This is a genomic window from Streptomyces uncialis (assembly GCF_001905345.1).
GTDB classification, from domain to species: domain Bacteria; phylum Actinomycetota; class Actinomycetes; order Streptomycetales; family Streptomycetaceae; genus Streptomyces; species Streptomyces uncialis.
Genome location: NZ_LFBV01000002.1, coordinates 545,366 through 566,977, shown reverse-complemented (window position 1 = coordinate 566,977; position 21,612 = coordinate 545,366). Strand labels below are relative to the sequence as shown.

Genomic DNA, 21,612 nt, shown 5'->3' with positions numbered 1-21,612 from the left:
CGGGGGCCGGGCACCCGGCCCCCGCGCTCCGGGCCTACTTCGTCAGGGACGGTGGGCCCGCGTCCCCGTCGCCGTGGCGGGCGGCGAAGCGGACCGGGGCCTGGAAACGGGCCTTGCGCGCGGCCCGCCGGAAGACGGTCAGCACGGCGGGTCCCGCGAGGACGACGCACACGAAGTTGGTGACCGCGCGGCCCGTGTCCCAGCCGAGGGACGTGGCGATGTCGAAGGCGATGTAGCGCTGCCACTGCTCGGTGAAGGGCAGCCCGGGAAGGTAGGCGATCGAGCTGCCCGGGTCCAGGGAGAACGGCCAGAACGACAGATTCAGCAGGAACCCGAAGAGATAGCCGGACAGCGAACCGTACCCGGCGAGCAGCAGCACCTCCCGGCGGCCGGTGGCCCGGGGGAGGAACCCGGCGAGCATCCCCACGAACGCGCAGCCGAACATCTGGTACGGCATCCACGGGCCGACACCCCCGGTGATCAGGGCCGACGCGAACAGCGAGGTGCAGCCCAGGGTGAAGCCGAACCCGGGACCGAACACGCGCCCCGCCAGGACGAGCACGAAGAACACGGTCTCGACGCCCGCGGTCCCCGCGCCGAGCGGACGCAGCGCCGCGTTGACCGCGGAGAGCACCCCGAGCATGGCGAGGGCCTTGGAACTGATACCGCCCTCGGCGATCTCCGAGATCACCACGCACAGCACGAGGACGAGCAGCACCCCGAAGATCAGCGGCGGCGCGTAATGCGAGGCGAACCTGCCGGGGGCTACGAGGAACGGCCAGAAGAAGGCGACCACCCCGAGGAAGGCCGCCATGGCGACGACGACCGCGGCGCGCGGGCCGATACGGATCGCCGTCGTGCGGGCGGGCAGCGTCATGAGTCCGCCTCGTCGTCGGGGAGGGCCGCGGCCACCTGCGCGACCGTGAGATAGGGGAGCGGCGCGAGGATCTTCGCGACCTGCGGGGCGAAGACGGGCGAGGCCACGATGACATCGGCGGTCGGACCGTCCGCCACGATGTCGCCCTCGGCCATCACCACGACCCGGTCGGCGGCGCGGGCGACGAACTCCACGTCGTGCGTGGAGATCACCACCGCCCGCCCCTCGGCCGCGAGAGCGTCGACGACACGGATCAGCTCGGTCTTGGCCCGGTAGTCGAGTCCGCGCGTCGGCTCGTCCAGCAGCACCACCCGGGGGGCCGCGGTGAGCTGGATCGCCAGGACCAGGGCCAGCTTCTGCCCCTCGGACAGATCCCTCGGATGGGTGGCGCCGTCGATCCCCGGGGCGAGCCGGTCGAGGACGGCCCGCGCGTGGACATCCTTCCCCAGGGTGAAGGACTCCCGGTCGGCCTGGGCGAGTTCCTGCTCGACGCTCTCCAGATACAGCAGATCGGTCGGCGTCTGCGGAACCAGCCCCACCAGCCGGCGCGCGTCGGCCGGGGACAGATCGCGGGGATCGCCCCCCTTCCCGCCGTCGGCCGCCGTGACCCGTACCGTCCCGCCCGACCGTGGCCCGGAACCCTGGAGCGCCCACAACAGGGAGGACTTCCCGGAACCGTTGCGGCCCATCAGGGCGGTGACCCGGCCGCCGTGGAGTTCGAGGCCGACCTCCCGGACGGCGGGCACCCGGTCGTAGCTCACGGTGATACCGCGCGCCGTCAGCAGCGGCGGGCCCACGGCCGGGACCTCCGGCCGGGCGGGCGGCGGGGGCGCGTCGGCGAGCCGGGTCCGCAGCGGAGCGGCCTTGCGGCGGGCGTCCCGGATGGACAGCGGCAGCGGGTCCCACCCGGCGGTCCGCCCCAGCTCCACGATCGGCGGCGCGATGGACGACGTACGGAACACCTCGTCGGGCCGCCCGGCCACCACCCGGCCCCCGCCCGGGAGATGGATGACCCGGTCCGCGTACTGGATGACACGTTCGAGACGGTGCTCCGCGATCAGCACGGTCACCCCGAGGTCATGCACGAGCCGGGTGACCGCCGAAAGCACCTCTTCCGCCGCCGATGGGTCCAGCGCCGAGGTGGGTTCGTCCAGGACGAGGACACGGGGATGCGCGGTGAGGACGGAACCGATGGCGACGCGCTGCTGCTGGCCGCCCGAGAGCTCGTACAGGGCGCGATGCCGCAGATCGGCCAGCCCCAGCAGATCCAGGGTCTCCTCCACGCGCTTGCGCATGGTGGCGGGCGGTACGGCCAACTGCTCCATCGCGTAGGCCAGTTCCTCCTCGACGGTGTCGGTCACGAAACCGTCCAGCGGGTCCTGGCCCACCACGCCCACCACATCGGCGAGTTCACGCGGCGGATGGTCCGCGGTGTCACGGCCGTCGACCGTGACCCGCCCGTACAGGGTGCCGCCGGTGAAGTGCGGCACCAGGCCGTTGACGGCGCCGAGCAGCGTCGACTTGCCGACCCCGGTGTGCCCGACGACCAGACACAGCTCACCCTCGTCCACCGTCAGACCGACATCGCGCAGCACGGGCTCCGCCATGTCCTCGTAATGGACACTGACCTCGTCGAAGGTGATCACGTGACTGCCTCGCTGCGCGGGGACGGGACGGACGGCGGAACGGGTGCCCTCGGCGGCGGTGACAGGAATCCGGCGGCCCCCGCGAGCAGGATCGCGCCCGCCGGGACGAGCGGCAGCGTGGGCCAGCTCAGCGGATAGATCGACGGGTTCAGCGCGGCGGCGTCGAACCCGGCGCCGCCGAACAGGACGACGGCCGACAGCACACCGCACCCGGCCACCGCCCACTCCGCGAACCGCCACGGGTCCGGACGGTAGGTCGTCCGGGTGACCCGCCGCCCGCCCATCCGCAGACCGGCGACGCACAGCAGCGCCCCCGCCGCCATCGCGGGCAGCCCGAGCACCCGGGGCGCGGTCGCGTCGAGCAGCCCGTACGCACCGGCGCACAGACCGCACATACCCGCCAGCATCAGCCCCCCGGTGATCCGCCGGGACGCCCGGGTGGCCGTACCGGCCCGGCCGTAGCCGCGGGAATCCATCGCCGCGGCCAGCCGCAGCGAGCGTTCCAGCGCGTCCTCCAGCACCGGGACGACGATGCCGCGCAGCGCGCCCAGGCCCTTGGCGCGGCCCGCGCGCAACCGCTTGGCCCGGTGCACACGCTGCACGCTCTGCACGAGCTGCGGGGCGACACTGAGCGACACGGTGACGGCGACCCCGAGTTCGTACAGGGCCCCGGGCAGCACGCGCAGCGCGCGTTTGGGGTTGGCGAGGGTGTTGGCCGCGCCGATGCAGCACAGCATGCAGGCGATGCGCAGTCCGTCGGTGGCGGCGGACAGCAGCGCCTCCAGGGAGACGGGGCCGCCGATCTCGATCCCTGCGTACCAGTCGGGGGTCGGGATACGGGGCAGGGAGAACAGGAAGTGGTCGTCGGGCGTGATGCCGGTCGCGAACACCGCGCGGAACACGACCCTGATCGCGACGACGATCAGCGCGAGATAGAGGTAGTACTTGAAGCCGCGGGCCCACGGCGCCTCGGTGCGCCGCGCGGTGATCACGTACCCGAGCACCGCGAGTACGAGGAACAGCAACAGCGGATTGTTGGTGCGGCTGACGGCGGTGGCGAGCGCGAGGGCCCAGATCCACCAGGCCACCGGGTGCAGGGTACGGGGCAACCGGCGCCCGCCCGGGTCCGGTTCCCCAACGAGCCTACGAGCGGCGGGCTTTCGGGCACCGGGGGTACGCGCGTCGGGTGCGGGGCCGGAGGATGCGGTCATCGGTCCCGCTCGCCGCGGCGGGGTCCGGCCGTGGCGAGCGCCGTACGGGCGGTGCCGACATGGGCGGTACGGACCCGGGCGTCCCTGACCCGGGTGGTACGGACCCGGGTGGTACGGGCGGGGGCGGTGCGGACCGGGGTGGTGGTCGTACCGTCGGCAGGGGACATCGCCGCGCTTCGTACGGCGGGACCCGTCCGCCGTTTCCGTCGTGTCCGTCTGTCCGTCTCCACCCCGGCCCCTCGTCGCTTCCCCGAGCGGCAGGACGTGGCGGAGGGCGGCTCCCTGGGTGTGCCGCAGGGGAACGCCGGTCGACCACGCCGTAGTCCGCGACGGCGCTTCTCGCTGGAATCTGCCACCTCAGGCATTCCGGCTCACCCGGCTGCCGCCGGGCCTACGGTTGCGGGTCAGCGCCGGACTTCGACCGGCTTTCCCTGAAGTTGACTGCTTATCAGCCGGATTGGAACACGCGGACGAAGACAGCGTCAAGGTGACCTGGCTCGCTGCCGTGCGGCGGTCGCCGAGGACGATCGGTACCGCTCACGTCACGCTCCGGCCGCCGCGACGCGGTAGGCATCGGCCCGCCTCGGAGCGGCCCTCCGCGCGTCTCCGGCCGGGAGGGTCAGGGCCTGTCGCCGGTCTCCGCGAGTACCTGACTGGCCGTCATATACGTTGCGTTCGAGTGGTCCTGGCGTGCCAGGGGGTCCGGTAGCGGGGCCAGGCCGAGCATTCCCAGGGTGAGCGAGGTGGCGATCCGCTGCCAGGTGCGGGCGTCACGCAGCATCGCGTGACCCCCTCCGGGCATCCGGATACCCAGGGTCCGGGCGCCCGCCGCGCTCGCGCGCGTCAGATGCTCCCAGGTCTGCGCGGCCTGGGTCACCCGGTCCGCCGGGTCGTGCAGGGCGGCCACCATCCGGTCGCGGAGCTGCCCGACGGACTCGCCCGGCGGGCACCAAGGGGCCAGCACCACCACTCCGCGTACTTGCGGATCGTCGCCCGCCACCCGCAGGGCGGCGCGGGCTCCCATGGAGTGACCCACCAGCACCACGGGAACAGGTCCGGTCGCGTCCAGCAGCGCCCGCAGCGCGCGCCGCGCGTCGTGGACGGCGTCCTCGCGGGGGCCGTTCCAGCCGCGGTGCCGATAGCGCACCCGGCCGATCAGGACCCGCTCCTGGGAGGTCGCGCGGACGAGATCCGAAGCGAACGGCCGCATGCGCACGGCGGGAAGGTTCATCAGGGGCGGTGGCTCCAGCGCCTCCTCCCGGCCGCCGTGCAGAAGGAGGACGGCGGCCCGGGGTTCCGTCGGTGCCCGTCGGATCACCAACGCACCCGCCCCGCCACGGGCATCCACGTCGCCGCTCGCCTCGTCGCCGTCCGCCGGGCCGTCGCCCCCGGGGTTCACACGGTCCGGCTCCGCCGCCGCGCTCATCGGGCCGTCCTCCGGTGTCCCGGAGCGGCGGGTCCGCGCGGTGACCGGGGTACGGAACCGCCGCTACGGGCGGTGGGCCCGGCATACCCGGGGTGGTCGGCCATCTGCTCCTCCAGCACACGTCGCCCGCTGCCGCTGATCAGCGGCGGGTCCGGTCCGACGTCCATGATGCCCGTCCCGGCGAGCCGGACCGGCCGCACCGGGTGCCGCCCGGCTGCCCCCGGCCCCCGCCACTGCCACGCGGGCGCCGGGCGGGCGGTGCGGCACGGGTATCGGCGGAGCGGCTCGCGTGGGTACGGCGGTGAGTCGGGTGCGGGCACCGGGAGGGCGGGTGGCGTGGGTACCAGCAGGGCGGGTCGCGCGGGTACGCAGGCCGGCGCGGGCGTGGGCGGGCGGCGACCCTGCGTACCCGGTCGGCGCCCGGGACGCCGTACGTTCCGTACCTGGCATGATCGGGGCCATGAACGACCGCATCATCGCCGCCGCAGACGGATCGTCGAAGGGGAACCCGGGCAGAGCCGGATGGGCCTGGGTGGCCGCCGATGAGCAAGGGCGCCCGCAGCGCTGGGAGTCCGGGCCGCTCGGTACCGCCACGAACAACGTCGCCGAGCTCACCGCCCTGGAACGCCTTCTGGAGGCCACCCCTCCCGGCACCCCGCTGGAGGTCCGGATGGACTCCCAGTACGCCATGAAGGCGGTCACCCAGTGGCTGCCCGGCTGGAAGCGCAACGGCTGGCGGACCTCGGGCGGCGGCCCGGTCGCCAACCGTGAGCTCGTGGAGCGGATCGACACCCTGCTGAGCGGCCGGGACGTGGAACTCGTGTACGTCCCCGCGCACCAGCAGGACGGCGATCCTCTGAACGCCATCGCCGACCAGGCCGCGAGCGACGCGGCCGGAACCCAGGAACCCGCCGGGACCGCGCTCGGCCACCACGAGCTGCCGGTCCCCGCACCGGAACGGGCCGGTGCGCCGCCCCGCGCCAAGCGCAAGGCCCCCGCCCAGCGCAAGCGCGGCAGCGGTTCCACGGGCGGCGCCCCGACCATCACGGCCAAGTTTGCAGGGCGATGCCCCTGCGGGACCGGATACCCGGCCGGAAGCAAGATCACGAAGCTCGGCAAGGGCTGGGGCCACCCGGGCTGTCCGGCGACGGAACAGGGCGCCGGGGACCGCTGAACCGGGCGACTCGAAGGCGGCGCCCGGCTCAGCCGTGGCCCGCCCCAAGGACCGGGGTTCCCGGGTTCCCGTACCGCGCGGCCCACGCCGTACGGGAACCCCGGCCCGTCAGGTGGCGGGCAGATTCACCCGGCCGTGGATCGGGTAGTGGTCCGACTTCCCGGCGTCCGGAGTGACCATGCACGCGTCGATCGGCGCGCTGTCCGGGGCGAAGATGTAGTCGATCTTGATGGACCGGGTGTCGAACGGCTTCGTCGCCCGCCCGTCGAACGGCCGCGCCGCCCAGTACCCCTCGTCGCACTCGCGGTACCGGGTATAGGTCTGGGTGAGGATGTCCTTGGGGGTGTCCGAGGACATGGAGTCCGTCGGTACGGAGTTGAGGTCACCGCCGAAGACCACCCGGTACCCCTTCTGCTCGTACTGCCCGACGATGCCCAGCAGCGCAGCGGCCTGCTTCGTGCGCGCCGCCCCCGACTGGTCGTCGGAGTTGTCGCCCCCACCGGAACTGAAGTGCGCGTTGCACGCCATGACGGCGCGGGACGGGACGGCCGCGCAGATCGCCGTACGCTGTTCCTTCCCGTCGGGGGAGGGCAGATCGTGCCGCTCGTACCAGACGTTCTCCTCGGGGACGGCGATCGCGACCCCGTAGGAGCCTCGGTCGGCCACCGTATTGCCGCCGGTGTCGGTGATCTGGCACTGCTTCTGGATCAGCGGGCCGTTCGTCCGGTGATGGAGGGGAGCGAACCGGACGTCCCACTCGACTCCGGTCCCGCCCTGGGTCACCGGCTGCTCCAGCATCAGCTCGACCCGCTTGGCGTGCTTCTCGCAGAACTCCTGAAGGAAGACGACGTCGGGCAGATGGCCGCTCGCCGAGTTCGCCAGCCGGCCCTTCAGCTCGGTGTTCAGCTCCTCGTAACCGGCGAGGCCGCCGCTCCACTTCGTGCAGTTCTTGTTGTTCGCGCACATGTTCCAGGACATCACGTCGAGACCGGAGGCCGGAGCGGCACCCGCCGTCGGCGGATCGGCGCTGATCGCGCCGACCACCGGCTCCAGCACGAACTTCTCCCAGGAACCGGCCGAGTCGGCGCGGGCCCGCAGCAGACCGTCGCCGCCGGGGCCCGCATTGGCGGAGACGTACTTCAGCGCACGCTGCTCCGGAGTGGCGGTCGGGTCGTCCGCGGCCTTCTCGCTGGCCCGCAGGGTCAGGACGACCGACCCGGCGGGCGATCCCGCGGGCGGCGCCTCGGCGGTGTAACCGGGGGTGAACTGCTGCCAGTGCCCGAGCCGGACACCCCTGGCCCGGAGCTTCCCCTTCTGGTCGCCGGGGTCCGAGAACTCGGCCGTGGCGAAGAATCCGGTGATCTCGGACCGGAAACCGACCGTCTTGGCCGCGTGGTTCGTGTGCAGGGTGAAGCGCTCCCATGAGCCGGGCGCTGTGCCGGTCATGGCCCGCATCCGCCACTCCTGGGCGCCGGCGTCGTTGAGGCCCACCGACACATACATGCCGTTCGCCAGCGACTTCAGGGCCCACTTCTGCCCGGCCGACTTCGCGATGGCCGCGGCGTCCTCCGACACCTCCGTGGCGCTCGCCGGTGGAGCCAGGAACATCTGGAACCCGACCATCGCGGCGCAAAGAGCCGCGAGCGATCTGAGGAAACGGTGCATTCAATCCCTCCCTGTATGGACATGTGATCATTGAGCAGGGGCACTCTATGGCAGCTCGGCACCGTTGTTGATCTTCCCTTCAGGCGTCACCGCCGGCCTGCCCGGCGGCGTGAAGCGCGTGGCCGTGGGGTGATCCGCCGCCAGGGGAAGAGGGTCGTTCGGGCCGGAGCGCGGACACGGTGACCTCGGGTGGCCGGATCGGTACCGCCCCTCACCCGTGCGGCGCCCGGCAGGTCCGAAATGCCGGGACGAGGCTGGCGGAATGCCGCCACGGCCCGGGCCGCTGATCCGACCGTGCGGGAAGGGGCCGGGGGAGTCCGCGGGAATGCCGCCGCGGGGAACCCGCAGGACGCCGCCGCGGGAAAGGCGCCGCGCCCGCCGGGCTGGAAGCGCGCGGCGGGCGCGGGTCACGCGTTCAGGACCGGGTACGGGCAGGGTTCACGAGGTCCGGTCCTTGACGCAGGACAGGCTCACGCGGGTCACCGGTCCTGAACGCGGGGCGGGGCTCACGCGGCTCCGGTCCCGAAACGCGGGGCGGGGCTCGCGGGGGTCCGGTGCTGTCTCAGCCGGTCGCGGGCGGCTGGTCCGCCACCCCGGCCCACCGCTTCAGCTTTGCGGTGAACTCCTGCTGCTCCGCCGGGGTCAGGAAGGCGAGCCCGCCCTTGGTCCCGACATAGACCTTCGAGTCCCGGCTGCCACCGTCGACCCGGAAGCCCTCGGCGCTCACCGGGTCGGTCTTCCCGTAGATGTAGATCATCTCGGAGGATTCCTCACGCACCCACCTGTCGATGTCGGCCATCGCCCCGTTGTCGAACGGCAGCGGAATGCCGCGGTCGACGAAGGTGCGCGGATTGTTGATGCCCGGATAACGCAGCAGGTCGTCCAAATGCGGAGTGCTGACCGTGGGCCAGCCGGTCTGGGTTCCGGCCAGATAGAGATTCTGCTCGTCCCAGCGCAGATGCTGGTCGCTCCGGATATAGCTCGTGGTGGTCCAGCGGAGTTCGGACCAGACAGCGGCCGTGGTGGCCGAGGGAAGCGGCACGGTCCGGCACAGCCGCTCGGACTTGAGCTCCCAGAACTTCCACATGTAGTCCGTGATCGAGAGCTCGAAGGCGCGGTCCACCGAGCCGATCAGCTCGAAGCTCAGCCCGTCCAGCTGGGCCTGCTGACGGTAGAGCTCCACCAGTTCGTCCCGGCGGAGCAGGGCCTCGCGCTGGAAGGCCGCGATACGGGCCCGGCACTCGGGAGTGCCCACCTGGGCGAAGAACGCGTCGTACGCCGAATCGTCGTCGTTCCGTACGTCGTTGCGCGCGCCCAGGACATACGTCCCTTGCACGTCCGCCGGGAAGAAACGGCGGTGATAGGTCGCGATCTGGCCGGTCACCCCCATACCGGAGGACAGCCACTTCTGGCCGTAGATTCCCTTCAGCGCGACCGTCACCCGGTGCAGATCGGTCGCCGCCTGCCGGGCGTCCAGCTTCGTCAGGTCCTTCGGGCTCGGCTGCGAGGTGCCGAAGAAACGCTGCTCCACCCATACGTCGTTCTTGGGGAAGTTGATGCCCGTGGGTGTCGACAGGCCGTGCTGCGTGGGAGTGAGCAGCGTCGGCAGCCGGTCGTCCCTGTGGTGGATGACGACCAGCTGCTGGAAGGTGCCGGCCGCGGGGTTCTGGTGGTCCTTGAGCTGTTCGAACCGGACCTCGTAGGCGCGTTGGTCGGGGTGCTCGCTGTTGGTGATCTCCCGGGAGGAGACCACCCCGGGAAGCGCGGCGAGGCGGGCGTTGATGTCCGGGATGGGATTGTCGGGAAGTGCGGCGGCCGGGGAGCCGGAAACACCCACGATGCCGAAAAGCATCGCCAATGACAGTAACCATCTGACTGTGTGGCGCATTTACTCTCCTTGTGAGGAATGCAGTCTTCACCGGAGAACGTAGTTGCACATGCCCATGATCACCATGTCGGGCAATCCTCATGGAATTCCGTGAGTGGTTCCGATCCGGCCACCGATGAATCTCCGCCCATGGTGTACGGAATCCGACTCGGGTGCCTTGCTGTTGAGTGTGCGCGTATATGTGGCTACGTTCCCCGGAAAGGGGTGAAGGCGGACCGCGCCCCGCCGCGTACCGGTATCCGCGCCTTGCCGCAAACCGGTGTCCCGGCCCTGGTGTGTGCGGGTATCCGGTTCGGCGCCGGGCCGAGGGGCGATTCCCGGGAGAAACGGCGGACGGCGCCGGCAATGGAGTTCTTCGCGGACGGGGTGCGGCGGTTGCCTACGGGTCGCTCGGTGGGGGAGGGGCGAGGCGGGGGAGGGGCGAGGCGCCCTCCGTCTTCCTGGGCCGACCGCGTGCCGCGGAACAGTCAGCGCGCCAACCGACAGGGCTTCGGGCGCTCCGCAGGTGCTGTGCATCCACCGAACGGTGGAGTCGCGAATCAACCGGAGCTGAGACGCCACGGTCGATGTGGCGGGGTGCGGTGCGCCCGTAACTTCGCGGTATGACCGCATTGGAAGTGCGAAATCTGCACAAGCGTTACGGACGGCACATCGCCGTCGACGATGTCTCCTTCACCGTCGAGGAGGGGGAGATCTTCGGCATCATCGGGCCCAACGGCGCCGGCAAGACGACAACCGTCGAGTGTGTCGCCGGGCTGCGGACGCCCGACTCGGGCTCGGTCTCCGTGCTGGGACTCGACCCGGTCAAGGACCGGGCGGAGGTGCGTGAGCGGCTCGGCGTGCAACCGCAGGAGAGCGGCTTCCCGGACGCGATCAAGGTCGCCGAAGCCCTTGAGCTCTACAGCTCCTTCTACCGGGACCCCGCCGACCGGCGTGAGCTCCTGGAGCTCCTTGGTCTCACCGAGAAGCGCGACACGCGGTACAAGGCTCTCTCCGGCGGGCAGAAGCAGCGGCTTTCGATCGCGCTCGCCCTGGTCGGCAATCCGAAGGTCGCGATTCTCGACGAGCTCACGACGGGACTGGACCCGCAGGCGAGGCGCGACACCTGGACCCTTGTCGAGCAGGTCCGTGACACGGGCGTCACGATCCTCCTCGTCACGCACTTCATGGACGAGGCGGAGCGCCTGAGCGACCGGATCGCCGTCATCGACGGTGGCCGGGTCGCCGCGGTGGATACGCCCGCGGGGCTGATCGCGCGGTCGAGCGCGGAGCAGCAGGTCCGGTTCCGGGTGAGTCAACCGCTGGACAGGAGTGTCCTGACCGGGCTTCCCGACGTGACCGGTGTCGAGATCACCGACGACCGCTGGCTGGTCACCGGCAGGGGACAGCTGCTGAGCAGCGTCGCGGGGGCTCTCGCCAGGGCGCAGGTCGTGGCGGAGGAACTCCGCGTCGACCAGCGCAACCTCGACGACGCGTTCGTGGCCTTCACGGGACGCGCCCCGCAGACCCCGGAACCCTCCGACAGGACGGTCGACTGATGCGTGCCCTTCCGAAGATGGTCAAGATCGAGACGAAACTCCTCCTCCGGGACTCCGCCACCGTAATGTTCGGTGTGCTGTTCCCGACGGGACTCCTGCTCGGGCTGGGTGCCGTCCCGGCGCTCAGGGAGCCGTCGCCGGAAACCGGCGGGCTCCGGTCCATCGACATCTGGGCGCCGACCGCGCTGGTGTTCGGGATGGTGATGATCGCCGTGCAGCACATTCCGGCGGTGATCGCGACGTATCGGGAGCGCGGCATCCTGCGCAGGCTGTCGACCACTCCCGCGCATCCGCGAAGTGTCCTGCTCGCGCAGATGATCGTCGCGTTCGCCTCCGTGGTCGTCTCCGCGGCACTCATGATCTTCTTCGCGTGGGCGGTGCTGGACATCGCGCCGCCCGAGCGGCCCCTGGAGTTCGCCGTCGCCTTCGTCGTCGGCTATGCGACACTTCTCGGGATCGGCATGATCTCCGCTGCCGTGGCCCGCACGAGCAGTGCCGCGAACCAGATCGGTACCCTCCTGTTCGTCGCGCTGATGTTCTTCGGCGGAGCCTTTCTGCCCCGTGTCCTCATGCCCGACGTGCTGCGCGAGATCGGCGAATTCATACCGCCCGGCCTCCAGGCCCTCACCGCGGCGTGGTCCGCCGAGGCGGGCGAGGTCACCGCCACCGCCGGTGGGCAGCCCTTCTGGTTGCAGATCGCCGTCATGGCGGGTATCGCGGTGACCGCGAGCGCGATCGCCGCCAAGTTCTTCCGCTGGGAGTAGATGCCGATGACGCGGGATGCCGGGGCCGCTGAGCGCCCGAGTTCCGGGACGCACGAATCCGCCGTCGCGGAAGAGGCGCGGAGCGCGAACCGCTCCCGGTTGGCCTGGAAGAAGGAGCAGCTACGGGTCTGGGACCTTCTGCAACTGATCACACCGTGGCTGCTGCTGACGATCTCGACGGCGGTCTACTTCTCATGGGTGCTTCCGGCCTCCGGTGAACGCTTCCGGCCCGGGGGCGCGTCCGTCCTCGGGCTGGTCGCGGTCTCGGTGCTGTGGGTGCTGTTCGGTCATACGCTGCCCCTCAGGAAAAAGGCGCTCCGGCCCGTGCCGGCGGGCATCTTCTTCCTCGGGCTGCTGGCGCTGTGCGTCACCCTCATGACGTACTCCGACATCTTTCTCGTCTTCACCATCGCGGGCTTCTTCCACGCGTACCTGCTCAGGCCGTGGCCGCTGGGGGTGCTCGGAGTCCTGGCCACATCCGTGGCCCTCAACGGCTCGGCTATGCGCGTGTGGGCCGACCCGACCCCGGACACGCTCGCGGAATTCCTCCTGATCGTCGCCGTGCAGACCGCGGCGATCGGGGTGGGCATCCTGCTGACGGCGCGCAGCGAACCCGAGGAGCGCAAGCGGGAGGAACTCGTCGAGCGGCTTGAGGCGGCACTGCACGAGAACGCAGGGCTCCATGCGCAACTGGTCGCCCAGGCACGTGAATCCGGTGCGCAGGACGAACGGCAGCGACTGGCCGGCGAGATCCACGACACGCTGGCCCAGGGACTCGCCGGCATCATCACCCAGCTCCAGGCGGCGGAGCGTTCCGCGAGCACGCGGGGCGAGACGGACGAGCACGTCGCGCGTGCCCTTCGGCTCGCGCGCGGCAGTCTGACCGAGGCCAGACGGTCCGTGCGGGCGCTCGCTCCCCAGGAACTCGGGCGGGCGCACCTCCCCGACGCGCTGCGCACCTTGACCGGGCGCTGGTCGCGGGAGCAGGGGATCAGCGCGCGGATGGAGGTCACCGGGAGCCGGGAGCCACTGAGCCCGGCGATCGAGGTGTCGCTCTTCCGGGTCGCGCAGGAATCGCTGACCAACGTGGCGAAGCACGCGGGGGCCTCGCGCGTCGGTGTCACGCTGTCGTACACGGGCACCGAGGTGCTGTTGGACGTGCGGGATGATGGACGCGGGTTCACGGAAGGGGTCGGCACCGGCTTCGGCCTGACGAGCATGCGCCAGCGCGTCAGAGGGGTCGGCGGTCACATCGAGGTGCAGAGCGCACCGGGTGAAGGGACATCCGTCAGCGCACGCGTTCCGGCGATCGCCCCCGGGGGCACGAGAGCGAAGGGGGAGGACGACCGATGATCCGACTCGTGGTTGTCGACGACCATCCGATCGTGCGGGGCGGTCTTCGCGACACCTTCGCGGACGCCGAGGACATCGTGGTGGTCGGTGAGGCCGGGGACGGCGCCGAGGGCGTCGAACGTGCGAAGCTGCTGGCGGCGGATGTCGTGCTCATGGACCTGCGGATGCCCAGGATGGACGGCGTCGCCGCGACCGCGGCCCTGCGCGACCTGCTCCCGAGCGTCCGGGTGCTGATCCTGACCACCTTCGACAGCGAGAGCGACGTACTGCCCGCGATCGAGGCGGGCGCGATCGGATATCTCCTGAAGGATGCCCTGCCGGACGAACTGATGCGCGCTGTCCGCGCTGCCGCGCGCGGGGAGTCGGTGCTCGCGCCGTCGGTGACGCAGCACCTCATGGGGCAGGTGCGCAGGCCCGGCGCCGGCACACTGACCGATCGGGAGAAGCAGGTGCTGCAACTGGTCGCGAACGGCAACTCGAACCGGGAGGCCGCTACCGCGTTGTTCATCGGCGAAGCGAGCATCAAGACCCATCTGCAACATATCTACGGCAAACTCGGCGTTCGCGATCGAGCCGCGGCGGTGGCCGAGGGCTACCGCCGTCGCCTGCTCACATGACGCCCTTCGCCGGGGGACCGGATCCACGCGGCCATCCGGAGGGGACGCGACCGGCCGGCCCGGGTCAGGACGCCCGGGTACGTCCGGCGGCAAAGGGTCTGCCGGGGCCGAAGGCGAGCGCGGCGAAGCGTTCCCCGACGCGGCGGTGCGTGGCGGCGTCCGGGTGGAGCTGGTCGGGCAGCGGGAGTTCGTCGAAGTCCGCCGTGCCGTAGAGCTCGCGGCCGTCGACGTAGTGCAGATGCGGGTCGTCGACGGCCCGCCGCTCCACCAGACCGGCGAGCTGCTCCCGGACGACGGCGAGCGTCAGCTTCCCTTCGGCGCGCTCCGCCGGGTCGCCCTCGGCACGGAACCGCAGCCTGCCCGCGCCGAGATCGCCGAAGTCCGGGACGCTGGGGCCGGGAGTGTCCTCGTGGACGGGGCAGAGCAGGGGCGAGACGACCAGCAGGGGCGCGGTCGGATGCCCTTCGCGGACGGTGTCGAGGAAACCGTGCACCGCCGGGACGAAGGCACGCAGACGCATCAGATCGGTGTTGACGAGGTTGATGCCGATCTTGACGCTGATCAGATCCGCGGGGGTGTCCCGCAGGGCGCGGGCGGTGAACGGATCGAGCAGGGCGCCGCCGCCCAGACCGAGGTTGACCAGCTCCGCGCCACCGAGCGACGCGGCCAGCGCCGGCCAGGTCGTGGACGGACTCGCTGCGTCGGACCCCTGGCTGATCGAACTGCCGTGGTGCAGCCAGACCCGGCGGCCCTCCCACGGCACCGCCTCGACGGGAGCGTCGGCGCGCAGGGCGACCAGCTGGGTGACCTCGTTGTGCGGGAGCCAGATCTCGACCTCCTTGACCCGGTCGGGCAGGCCCGTGAACCGGAGCGTGCCGACCGGTCCGGACCTGGACTCGGTGGTGCCCTTGAGCATGTCCACGATGAAGGCGTTGCCCCCGGTCGCACTGCCCTGATCGGTCAGCTGCCCGTCGACGAGCAGGTCGTACACACCGTCGGGTCGCGGCGGGGCACCCACGTAGCGCGTCTTCGTGGGCAGCGTGTCCAGTTCGACCGTGGTGGCCCGGGTACGGAACACGAGCCGGACCCCTGACGGCTGGGCCTCCGCCATCGCCAGCTGTCCGTCGGAGCACTGGGCGCGGGCCCGCGCGGGGAGCCGGTGCGGCAGCACTCCTTGGGCGGTCCGCTCCAGTTCGAGCGCGCCGCGGATGAGTTCCGATGCCAGGGGAACGGTGATCCGGGCCACGCCGTCGGCAGCGCCGCGGTCGTGGGGGATGCCTTCGGGCTGGTCGCTCATGGTCACTTCCCTGCCGAGGGTGTCGATGGTCCGGGTGCCATGATCCTCCGCGAGGGCTGTCCTGCCCGCGAGGGGGTCGTCCCGCCACGGGTGGTCCGTTCCGCCCCCAGGGGGCCGCCGGGAAGAGGCTCCCGGTACCGGTGACACATCGCTACGCAAAGTGGTGTGACTCGTGTCACTCGGGGTGCCGGGAACCGTCCGGGCCCCGCGTCCGACGACCTTCAGGTCATGCCCCGCCCCCCGGCGGGGGTCCCACCCGAACGCAGCGGAGCCGCCCGCCATGCAGCCCCCCACCGACCCCGCCGTGCCAGGCCAGGAACCCACCCCAGGCCCCGGCACCCGGACAGGACCGCCCCCCACGGTCCCGTCGCCCGCCCAGCCCTCCTCCGCCCCGGGCGGACCCGGCGGTCCGGGAACCGCCCCGCGCCGTACCGGGCCGCCCCGGATCACCCTCCGCTCCGACCTGCGCGCGAGCCTCTACGACGGGCTGGTCGCCCTCGCCATCACCGCCGTGGTCTTCGTCGTCATCTACCTCCGGATCAGGGCGAAGACCTCGTCCACCCTCACCGTCATGCCGTTCATGGCCGACGCGGGCGCCTTCTGGCTGTACTTCGTCAGCCAGGCGTTCGGCTGGTCCGCGCTGCTGTGGGCCTGGGGCACCGTCGTGCTCGGACTCCTCATGTCCGGACCCCGGCCCCGATGGCTGCCGCTCACCGGTCCCCGTCTCGAACGGCTGCACCGCACCACCAGCCTCAACACGATCGCCCTGATCGCCGCCCACGCGCTGTTCTTCGCCGCCGAGCTGATCCGGCACGACACCGACAGCTGGTACGGCCGCACCTGGACCGCCTTCGTGGAGACCTTCGTCCCCGGCGGCTACGACTCCGGTACCGGCGCCGTGGCCATCCCCGTCGGCCAGGCCGCCCTCTATCTCGCGATCCCGCTCGGGCTGCTCTTCTACGTCCGCCACCGCGTCGGCCCGAAGACCTGGCGCGTCCTGCACCGCTGCATCCTCGTCATCTATGTGCTGAGCGTCTGGCACACCCTGCTGTACGGCACCAACGTCTGGTACGACGGCTGGTTCCGCACCACCGTCTGGCTGCTCCAACTCCCCATCGCCGCGCTGTTCCTGATCCGGATGCTGAGCCCCGCCCGGCGCTCGGAGCGTCTCGCCGCGGCCCGCGCCGCCGGGTCCCGTACCGTCTGGGCCCTGCGGCTGACCGTACGGATCACCGCGGTCGCCGTCCTCGGCGTACTGCTGGCCGTACTGATCACCGGCCGCGACGGAGGCCGTGCAGAACCCCCCGCCGACACCACTTCCAGCCACACCGACCACGACTGACCACCCGACCACGACTGACCACCCGACCACGACCGGCCACCTGCCCCGGACGGACAGCCCGTCCGGTTCGGGTGCTCAGGGATGGCGGTGGGCGGCGAACCGTATCGCTGCCCACCGGCATCCGCCGCTATCCGGCGCGGCGCCGTTTCGCGATGATCGCCGCCGCGCCGATCAGTACGACCAGGACCACGGTCACGACCACCGGAAGCACCGACCCGTTGTCGTGCCGGGCGGCCTTGGCGATCGGCGCGTCGACGACCTCGTTGCTGGTCGCCGGGGCGGCCACAGCGCCGGCCGAACCGCTCGAACCGGTCGCGGATGGTGAGCCGCCCACGGTCGGGCTCGCCGTAGGGCTCGGCTTCGCCGGACGGCCGGCCGACGGGGACCCCGACCGGGGGGACTTCGGCGGCTTCGTGGTCCGCGACGGCCGCGGCTGCGCCTCCCGCCCGCGCTCCGTACCGTCCGTACGCCGCGGCTGCCCTGGCCCGTCGTCCCGCGCGGTCGGCTGTCCGCCGTTCCGGGCGCCGGACGTTCCGCCGCCGGTCCGCTCCGGCGCGGGCGCGCCTCCACCGGAGCCGCCGCCCGGACTCCCCACCGAACCGCCGCTGGAGCCGGAACCGCCACCGGAGCCGCCCCGACCACCCGAACCGCCGCCGGAGGAGCTTCCCGAGCCGCCGCCCGAACTGCTGCCCGTGGAACGGACGTTGTGGGCGCGCAGCTGGTCGGGGGAGATCGTCGGGCGGCCCCGCGTGCCCTCGATGTCGGTGCCGCCGAAGATCCACAGATCGACACTGCCCGGCTTCGGCCGGTAGCTCATCGCGCCGAGCTGGCTGTACTCCCAGGTGTTCTCCCCGGGGTCCGCGTGCCAGTACGACCAGTACGCGGAGGCGGGCGGGGTGAGGACGCAGTCCTCCTGCCGGGGCGGCGGGAACTGCTTGCCGCTCTGGTGACCGCTGTACCCGATCCGGCAGATGAACGCGGGACCGTCATGACCCGTACCGGTGGTCCGCCAGCCGCCCTGGTTCAGCAGCTCGTACCCCGTGGTCGGGGTGGTCCCGCACGAGCGGTACACCGGACCGCCCCAGTCGCTGAAGTCGACGGCGAGGACGACCCCTTGGGAGGTCGTGCAGTGGCCGATCGGCTTCGGCGCGGCCGTCGCCTGACCGGCGCCGACCGTATGGGCGGTGACCGTCAGGGCCAGCGCGCCCCCCAGCCGGGCCAGTGCCCGTACCGCCCGGCGGGCCCCGGTCGGAGCGGGCACCCCCGCCGCCCTCGGTCCCGCCGGCCCGGTACGCCGTGTCGTCCAGCCGTTCATCGTGTTCCTCCGTCCGCCGCCGTGCGGCGCCTGGCCACGACGACGGTCCGCCATCCCGCGAGGACGAGTCCGGTGGCGAGCAGGGCGAACAGCCCCACCTGGGCGCCGGTGCTCGCGAGCGCCCCGCCGTCCCCGGCCGCCCCATGGGCGCCCGTGCCGCCGTCGGTTCCCGAACCACCGCCCGTAGCGGAGCCGGAGCCGCCGGAGCCCGTCGCACCGGTGGACCCGGCCGCGTTCCCCGATCCGCCTGAACCGCCGGTCCCGTTCGAGCCGTTCGCTCCGCCGGAGCCGGTGGCTCCGCCCGGGTCGCCCGGGGTGACGATCCCCGGGGTGGAGGGCGAGGGGTCCGGGCCGGGTGACGACGTGGGCCCGGGACCGGGCCGGGTGGGCTGCGGGGACGTGTCGGTGAGATCCCGGGTCAGCTCCCCGAAGGGCGTCCCGGTCGCCCCGCCGACCGCCTGCGTCGAGGCCCGCAGATCGGAACCGGGCTGACCGCCCTTGGCGACGTTGAATCCGCCGTCCCGGTTCTGCTGCGACGCCAGGAACTTGAGAGCCTTGGTGATCTCGGCCTCGTAGGTCGCGGGAGCCAGTGACAGCCCCTGTACGGCGAGCGCCGCCGAGTTGACCGAGTTCCCGGCCGCCCCGGGGAAACCCCCGTCCGGGAGCTGCTGGTCCGCGATCCAGGCCAGCGCCTTGGAGACGACGCGATCCGGGTCGCCGCCGTCCGCGGTGTCCACCGCCATCGCGGCCATCGCGGTGGAGTCCACGTCCGCGTCGCCGGTCGCGGGGATCAGGCTCGGCCAGGCGCCCGAGTCCCGCTGGAGGCCCCGCAGATACCCGAGCGGCTCCCGGGCCGCTTCCTCGTCCCCGGCCCTGATCTGCGCGATCACACCGAGGGACTGCGAGAACACCGACTGGGCGTAGGTGTAGGCGCCCTTGGCCGCGCACGAACGGTCCGGTGCCGTGCTCGGTGCCTTGCACACCGCGTCCTTCAGCGCCGCGACCAGGTCCTGGCCGCCGAAGTCCCTCGGGTCCCGTCCCACGGCCACGGCGAGCAGCGCGGTCTTGCCGAGCGCGCCGCCCACCACAGCGCCGCGGCCGACCCCGGTCCAGTCGTGCACCGCGCGCCCGGTGACGTCCTCGCCGGTGTCGAGGAAGTCCACGACCCCGCTTAGCGCGTCGTTGTCGAGACCGGTCGCGGCCAGGGCGTACGCACCGTCGATGGTGAGCCCGAAGTCCGCGCGGCCACCGCCGCCGGCCGACTCGTAGTAGCGGCCGCCCACGAGGTTCGCCCGGCCGGTGAGATACGCGACGCCCTTGCGCAGATCGGGGGTCGTACCGGGCGGCCTGGGCGGCGGTGTCGTCGTCGGACCCGTGGGTGACGGACCCGTGGGCGACGGGGGCGGGCTCGTCGGAGGTGTGGGTGAGGGTCCGGTGGGTGTGGGTGTGGGGCCGGTCGGGGTGGGGGACGACGGTCCGGTGGGCGACGGCGGGGGACTTGTAGGGGGCGTGGGTGAGGGGCCCGTCGGCGTGCCGGTCGGCTGCGGTGCCTCACGGGTGAGGGTCAGCAGACTCGTTCCGGCGCCCGCGAGAACCGCGGGGGACGTGGCGTACACGGCGGCGTCCGTACCGCCCTCCTCGAAGGCGAAGCCGCCGTCCGGCAACTGCTGGGTGCCGAGCCAGCCCACGGCCGCGTCGGCCGGACCGGTCTCGCCCAGCGCGCGCAGCGCCTGCGCCGCGTAGCCGGTGGTCCACGCCGTGCCGGTCGTCGACCCCGTGTACCCGGGGAACGCGCCGGACGCCAGTTGTGCGCCGAGCAGGTACCGCTTCGCCCGGTCGACGGTGCCGGTGTGGCCGCCCGCCCGGTCCAGGACCAGCGCGACCAGGCCCGTCGTCCCGGGATCGCCGTCGCAGTTCTCACCGGGCCGGATCAGGACGCTGGTCACCCCGCCGTCCTCGCACTGGAGCGCGGCCAGCCGGGACACGCTCGCGGCGGGCGGTTCGAGCCCGGCGCGCAGCAGGGCGAGGACCGCGAGGGCCTGCCCGTCGGCGTACCCGGCGGAGCGGAAGTCGCCCACGGCGGTGCATTCGGGTCCCGCGCCGTCGTCGGGTCCCTTGTCGCAGACGTGCTTCGCGAGATCGCCCACCAGGTCGTGCCCGCCCATGTCACGGGGGTCGCCGCCGGTCGCCGACGCCAGGAGCGCGAGCCGTGCCGCCGCGTTGGTGTCCGGTGCCTCGCCGGCGCCGCCCGGATAGGCGTAGGCGTCGGTACGGCCCGCCATGAACGCGGTGACCTTGTCGAGCGCGGTGCCCGGGCCGTCGGCGGCGGTCAGCGCGAACGCGGCCTCCGTGGTGAGCATATGGTCCGGCGCGTCGCTCCCGTCGACGGCGATGTGGTCACCGTCGGTGAGTCTGCCGCGCACCCACTCGGCGGCGGCGTCCAGATCGACCGACCCGGACGGCCCGGTCGGGGAGGGGGACGCCGATGGTGTCGCTGACGGTGTCACCGAGGGGCCGGGGGTGACACCGCCGCCCGCGCGGACCTCGTCCGGGGTGAACGAGGGCCGTCCGGTGGAACCGCCGACATCGGTGCCGCCGAACACCCAGGCGTCCACGTCACCGTCCTTCGGGGTACGGCTCATGGCACCCAACGGGCTGTACCGCCAACGGCTCTGCCCGGGTGAGGCGATCCAGTACGACCAGTAGGCGGTGGCCTGCGGGGTGAGGACGCAGTCCTCACGGTCCGGTGTCGGGTACTCGGTGCCCGACGCGTACGACCTGTGCCCGATCCGGCACAGGAACCCGGGGCCGTCGTGCTGGGTGCCGGTGGTGGTGAACCCGCCCTCGCGCAGCAGCTCGTAGCCCGTGGTCGGGGTCAGGTCGCAGCCACGGACCACCCCGCCGCCGAACGGGGCGAAGTCGACGGCGACGACCGCGCCTCGCGTCGGCGTGCAGTCCTCCACCGGATCGGCGGCGGCGGGCGCCACCGTGACGAACGCCACGCCCGTACCCACCGCCAGCAGCAGCGCGGTCAGCAACGCGGGCAACTTCCCCGGCCGCGCCCGCCGTTCGGATCTGTCTCCGGTCCCCACCACGGCCCCTCACGTCGCCGGACGTGTCCGTCCGGTCATGTCGTCGGTCGTGCCGTGCGTGTGGAGCAGTGCGTGGCAGGCGGCTCCCCTCCTGGGCGGCGTGCGCCGGGGAGGCCGTTCCGAACCACGCCGTAGTCCGCGACGGCGCCTCTCGCTGCGTAGAGCCAAGTCCAGGCAGTCCGGCTCGCCCGTCCGCGGTGCGACGGGCCTACGGTTGCGGGTCAGCGCCGGAGTTCGACCGGCTTCCCCTGAACTTGAGTGTGTATCAGCCGGATTGGAACACGGCTGCGAACGGAGCGTCAAGGTGACCCGGACCGCGGCCCTTCCCCGCGGCGGCCTCCATGGCGGGACCGCTGGCGCGCCCCCGCCGCCTCGGGTAGCGTCCGGGACCGCCGTGTGGGGGAACC

16 protein-coding genes are annotated in these 21,612 nt (G+C 72.3%); 6 read left to right on the top strand and 10 right to left on the bottom strand.

What is annotated here, in order from left to right; genetic code table 11:
- Positions 1-34 precede the first annotated feature (34 nt).
- The 5 genes from AB852_RS10780 to AB852_RS10765 all read right to left on the bottom strand — a co-directional run bounded on the left by AB852_RS10780 (position 35) and on the right by AB852_RS10765 (position 5,160).
- Positions 35-877, bottom strand: a complete 843-nt coding sequence (locus tag AB852_RS10780) for an ECF transporter S component family protein (protein WP_073786420.1) — start codon at positions 875-877, stop codon at positions 35-37.
- Entirely contained in the window at positions 874-2,523 is a 1,650-nt protein-coding gene (locus AB852_RS10775) for an ABC transporter ATP-binding protein (protein ID WP_073786418.1), read from the bottom strand. Before AB852_RS10775 ends, AB852_RS10780 begins: the two co-directional genes overlap by 4 nt.
- On the bottom strand, positions 2,520-3,734 hold the full coding sequence (locus tag AB852_RS10770) for an energy-coupling factor transporter transmembrane component T (RefSeq protein ID WP_079184499.1): 1,215 nt from the start codon (positions 3,732-3,734) through the stop codon (positions 2,520-2,522). Before AB852_RS10770 ends, AB852_RS10775 begins: the two co-directional genes overlap by 4 nt.
- Positions 3,731-3,901 carry a hypothetical protein gene (locus AB852_RS39635; RefSeq protein ID WP_178390982.1) on the bottom strand — a complete coding sequence of 57 codons (171 nt, stop codon included), beginning with the start codon at positions 3,899-3,901 and terminating at the stop codon, positions 3,731-3,733. Before AB852_RS39635 ends, AB852_RS10770 begins: the two co-directional genes overlap by 4 nt.
- A 452-nt stretch (positions 3,902-4,353) precedes the next feature.
- Positions 4,354-5,160, bottom strand: coding sequence for an alpha/beta fold hydrolase (locus AB852_RS10765; RefSeq protein WP_073786414.1), 807 nt, complete (start codon positions 5,158-5,160; stop codon positions 4,354-4,356).
- Positions 5,161-5,608: 448 nt separating this feature from the next.
- Between AB852_RS10765 and AB852_RS10760 the strand changes: the two genes are divergently transcribed.
- Positions 5,609-6,334, top strand: coding sequence for a ribonuclease H family protein (locus AB852_RS10760; protein WP_073786413.1), 726 nt, complete (start codon positions 5,609-5,611; stop codon positions 6,332-6,334).
- 108 nt (positions 6,335-6,442) lie between these two features.
- On the opposite strand, the gene AB852_RS10755 is transcribed toward AB852_RS10760, so the two are convergent.
- Positions 6,443-7,999: an endonuclease/exonuclease/phosphatase family protein gene (locus AB852_RS10755; RefSeq protein WP_073786411.1), complete on the bottom strand. Its 1,557-nt coding sequence runs from the start codon at positions 7,997-7,999 to the stop codon at positions 6,443-6,445.
- Positions 8,000-8,561: 562 nt separating this feature from the next.
- The gene (locus AB852_RS10750; RefSeq protein WP_178390981.1) at positions 8,562-9,851 is read right to left on the bottom strand and encodes a S28 family serine protease; all 1,290 of its coding nucleotides are present in this window, start codon (positions 9,849-9,851) and stop codon (positions 8,562-8,564) included.
- Between the two features lie 638 nt (positions 9,852-10,489).
- On the opposite strand from AB852_RS10750, the gene AB852_RS10745 reads away from it, so the two are divergent.
- From AB852_RS10745 to AB852_RS10730, 4 genes are all read left to right on the top strand, one after another.
- Positions 10,490-11,425, top strand: a complete 936-nt coding sequence (locus AB852_RS10745; RefSeq protein WP_073786407.1) for an ABC transporter ATP-binding protein — start codon at positions 10,490-10,492, stop codon at positions 11,423-11,425.
- Positions 11,425-12,189 (top strand): ABC transporter permease, encoded by a 765-nt coding sequence (locus AB852_RS10740; RefSeq protein WP_073786405.1) that lies wholly within the window; start codon positions 11,425-11,427, stop codon positions 12,187-12,189. The genes AB852_RS10745 and AB852_RS10740 overlap by 1 nt, the downstream gene beginning before the upstream one ends.
- Before the next feature lie 99 nt (positions 12,190-12,288).
- Positions 12,289-13,542 (top strand): sensor histidine kinase, encoded by a 1,254-nt coding sequence (locus AB852_RS10735; protein WP_073787682.1) that lies wholly within the window; start codon positions 12,289-12,291, stop codon positions 13,540-13,542.
- Positions 13,539-14,159 carry a response regulator gene (locus tag AB852_RS10730; RefSeq protein WP_073786403.1) on the top strand — a complete coding sequence of 207 codons (621 nt, stop codon included), beginning with the start codon at positions 13,539-13,541 and terminating at the stop codon, positions 14,157-14,159. Before AB852_RS10735 ends, AB852_RS10730 begins: the two co-directional genes overlap by 4 nt.
- A gap of 64 nt (positions 14,160-14,223) precedes the next feature.
- On the opposite strand, the gene AB852_RS10725 is transcribed toward AB852_RS10730, so the two are convergent.
- Positions 14,224-15,456, bottom strand: coding sequence for an SGNH/GDSL hydrolase family protein (locus tag AB852_RS10725; protein ID WP_073786401.1), 1,233 nt, complete (start codon positions 15,454-15,456; stop codon positions 14,224-14,226).
- Between the two features lie 280 nt (positions 15,457-15,736).
- Between AB852_RS10725 and AB852_RS10720 the strand changes: the two genes are divergently transcribed.
- On the top strand, positions 15,737-16,798 hold the full coding sequence (locus AB852_RS10720; protein WP_079184498.1) for a ferric reductase-like transmembrane domain-containing protein: 1,062 nt from the start codon (positions 15,737-15,739) through the stop codon (positions 16,796-16,798).
- 127 nt (positions 16,799-16,925) lie between these two features.
- On the opposite strand, the gene AB852_RS10715 is transcribed toward AB852_RS10720, so the two are convergent.
- Together AB852_RS10715 and AB852_RS10710 are read right to left on the bottom strand one after the other, a co-directional pair.
- Positions 16,926-18,059, bottom strand: a complete 1,134-nt coding sequence (locus tag AB852_RS10715) for a hypothetical protein (RefSeq protein ID WP_107499226.1) — start codon at positions 18,057-18,059, stop codon at positions 16,926-16,928.
- Between the two features lie 50 nt (positions 18,060-18,109).
- A complete protein-coding gene (locus AB852_RS10710) occupies positions 18,110-21,205 on the bottom strand; it encodes a prenyltransferase/squalene oxidase repeat-containing protein (RefSeq protein WP_073787679.1) in 3,096 nt (1,031 codons plus the stop codon).
- Between the last annotated feature and the right edge of the window lie 407 nt (positions 21,206-21,612).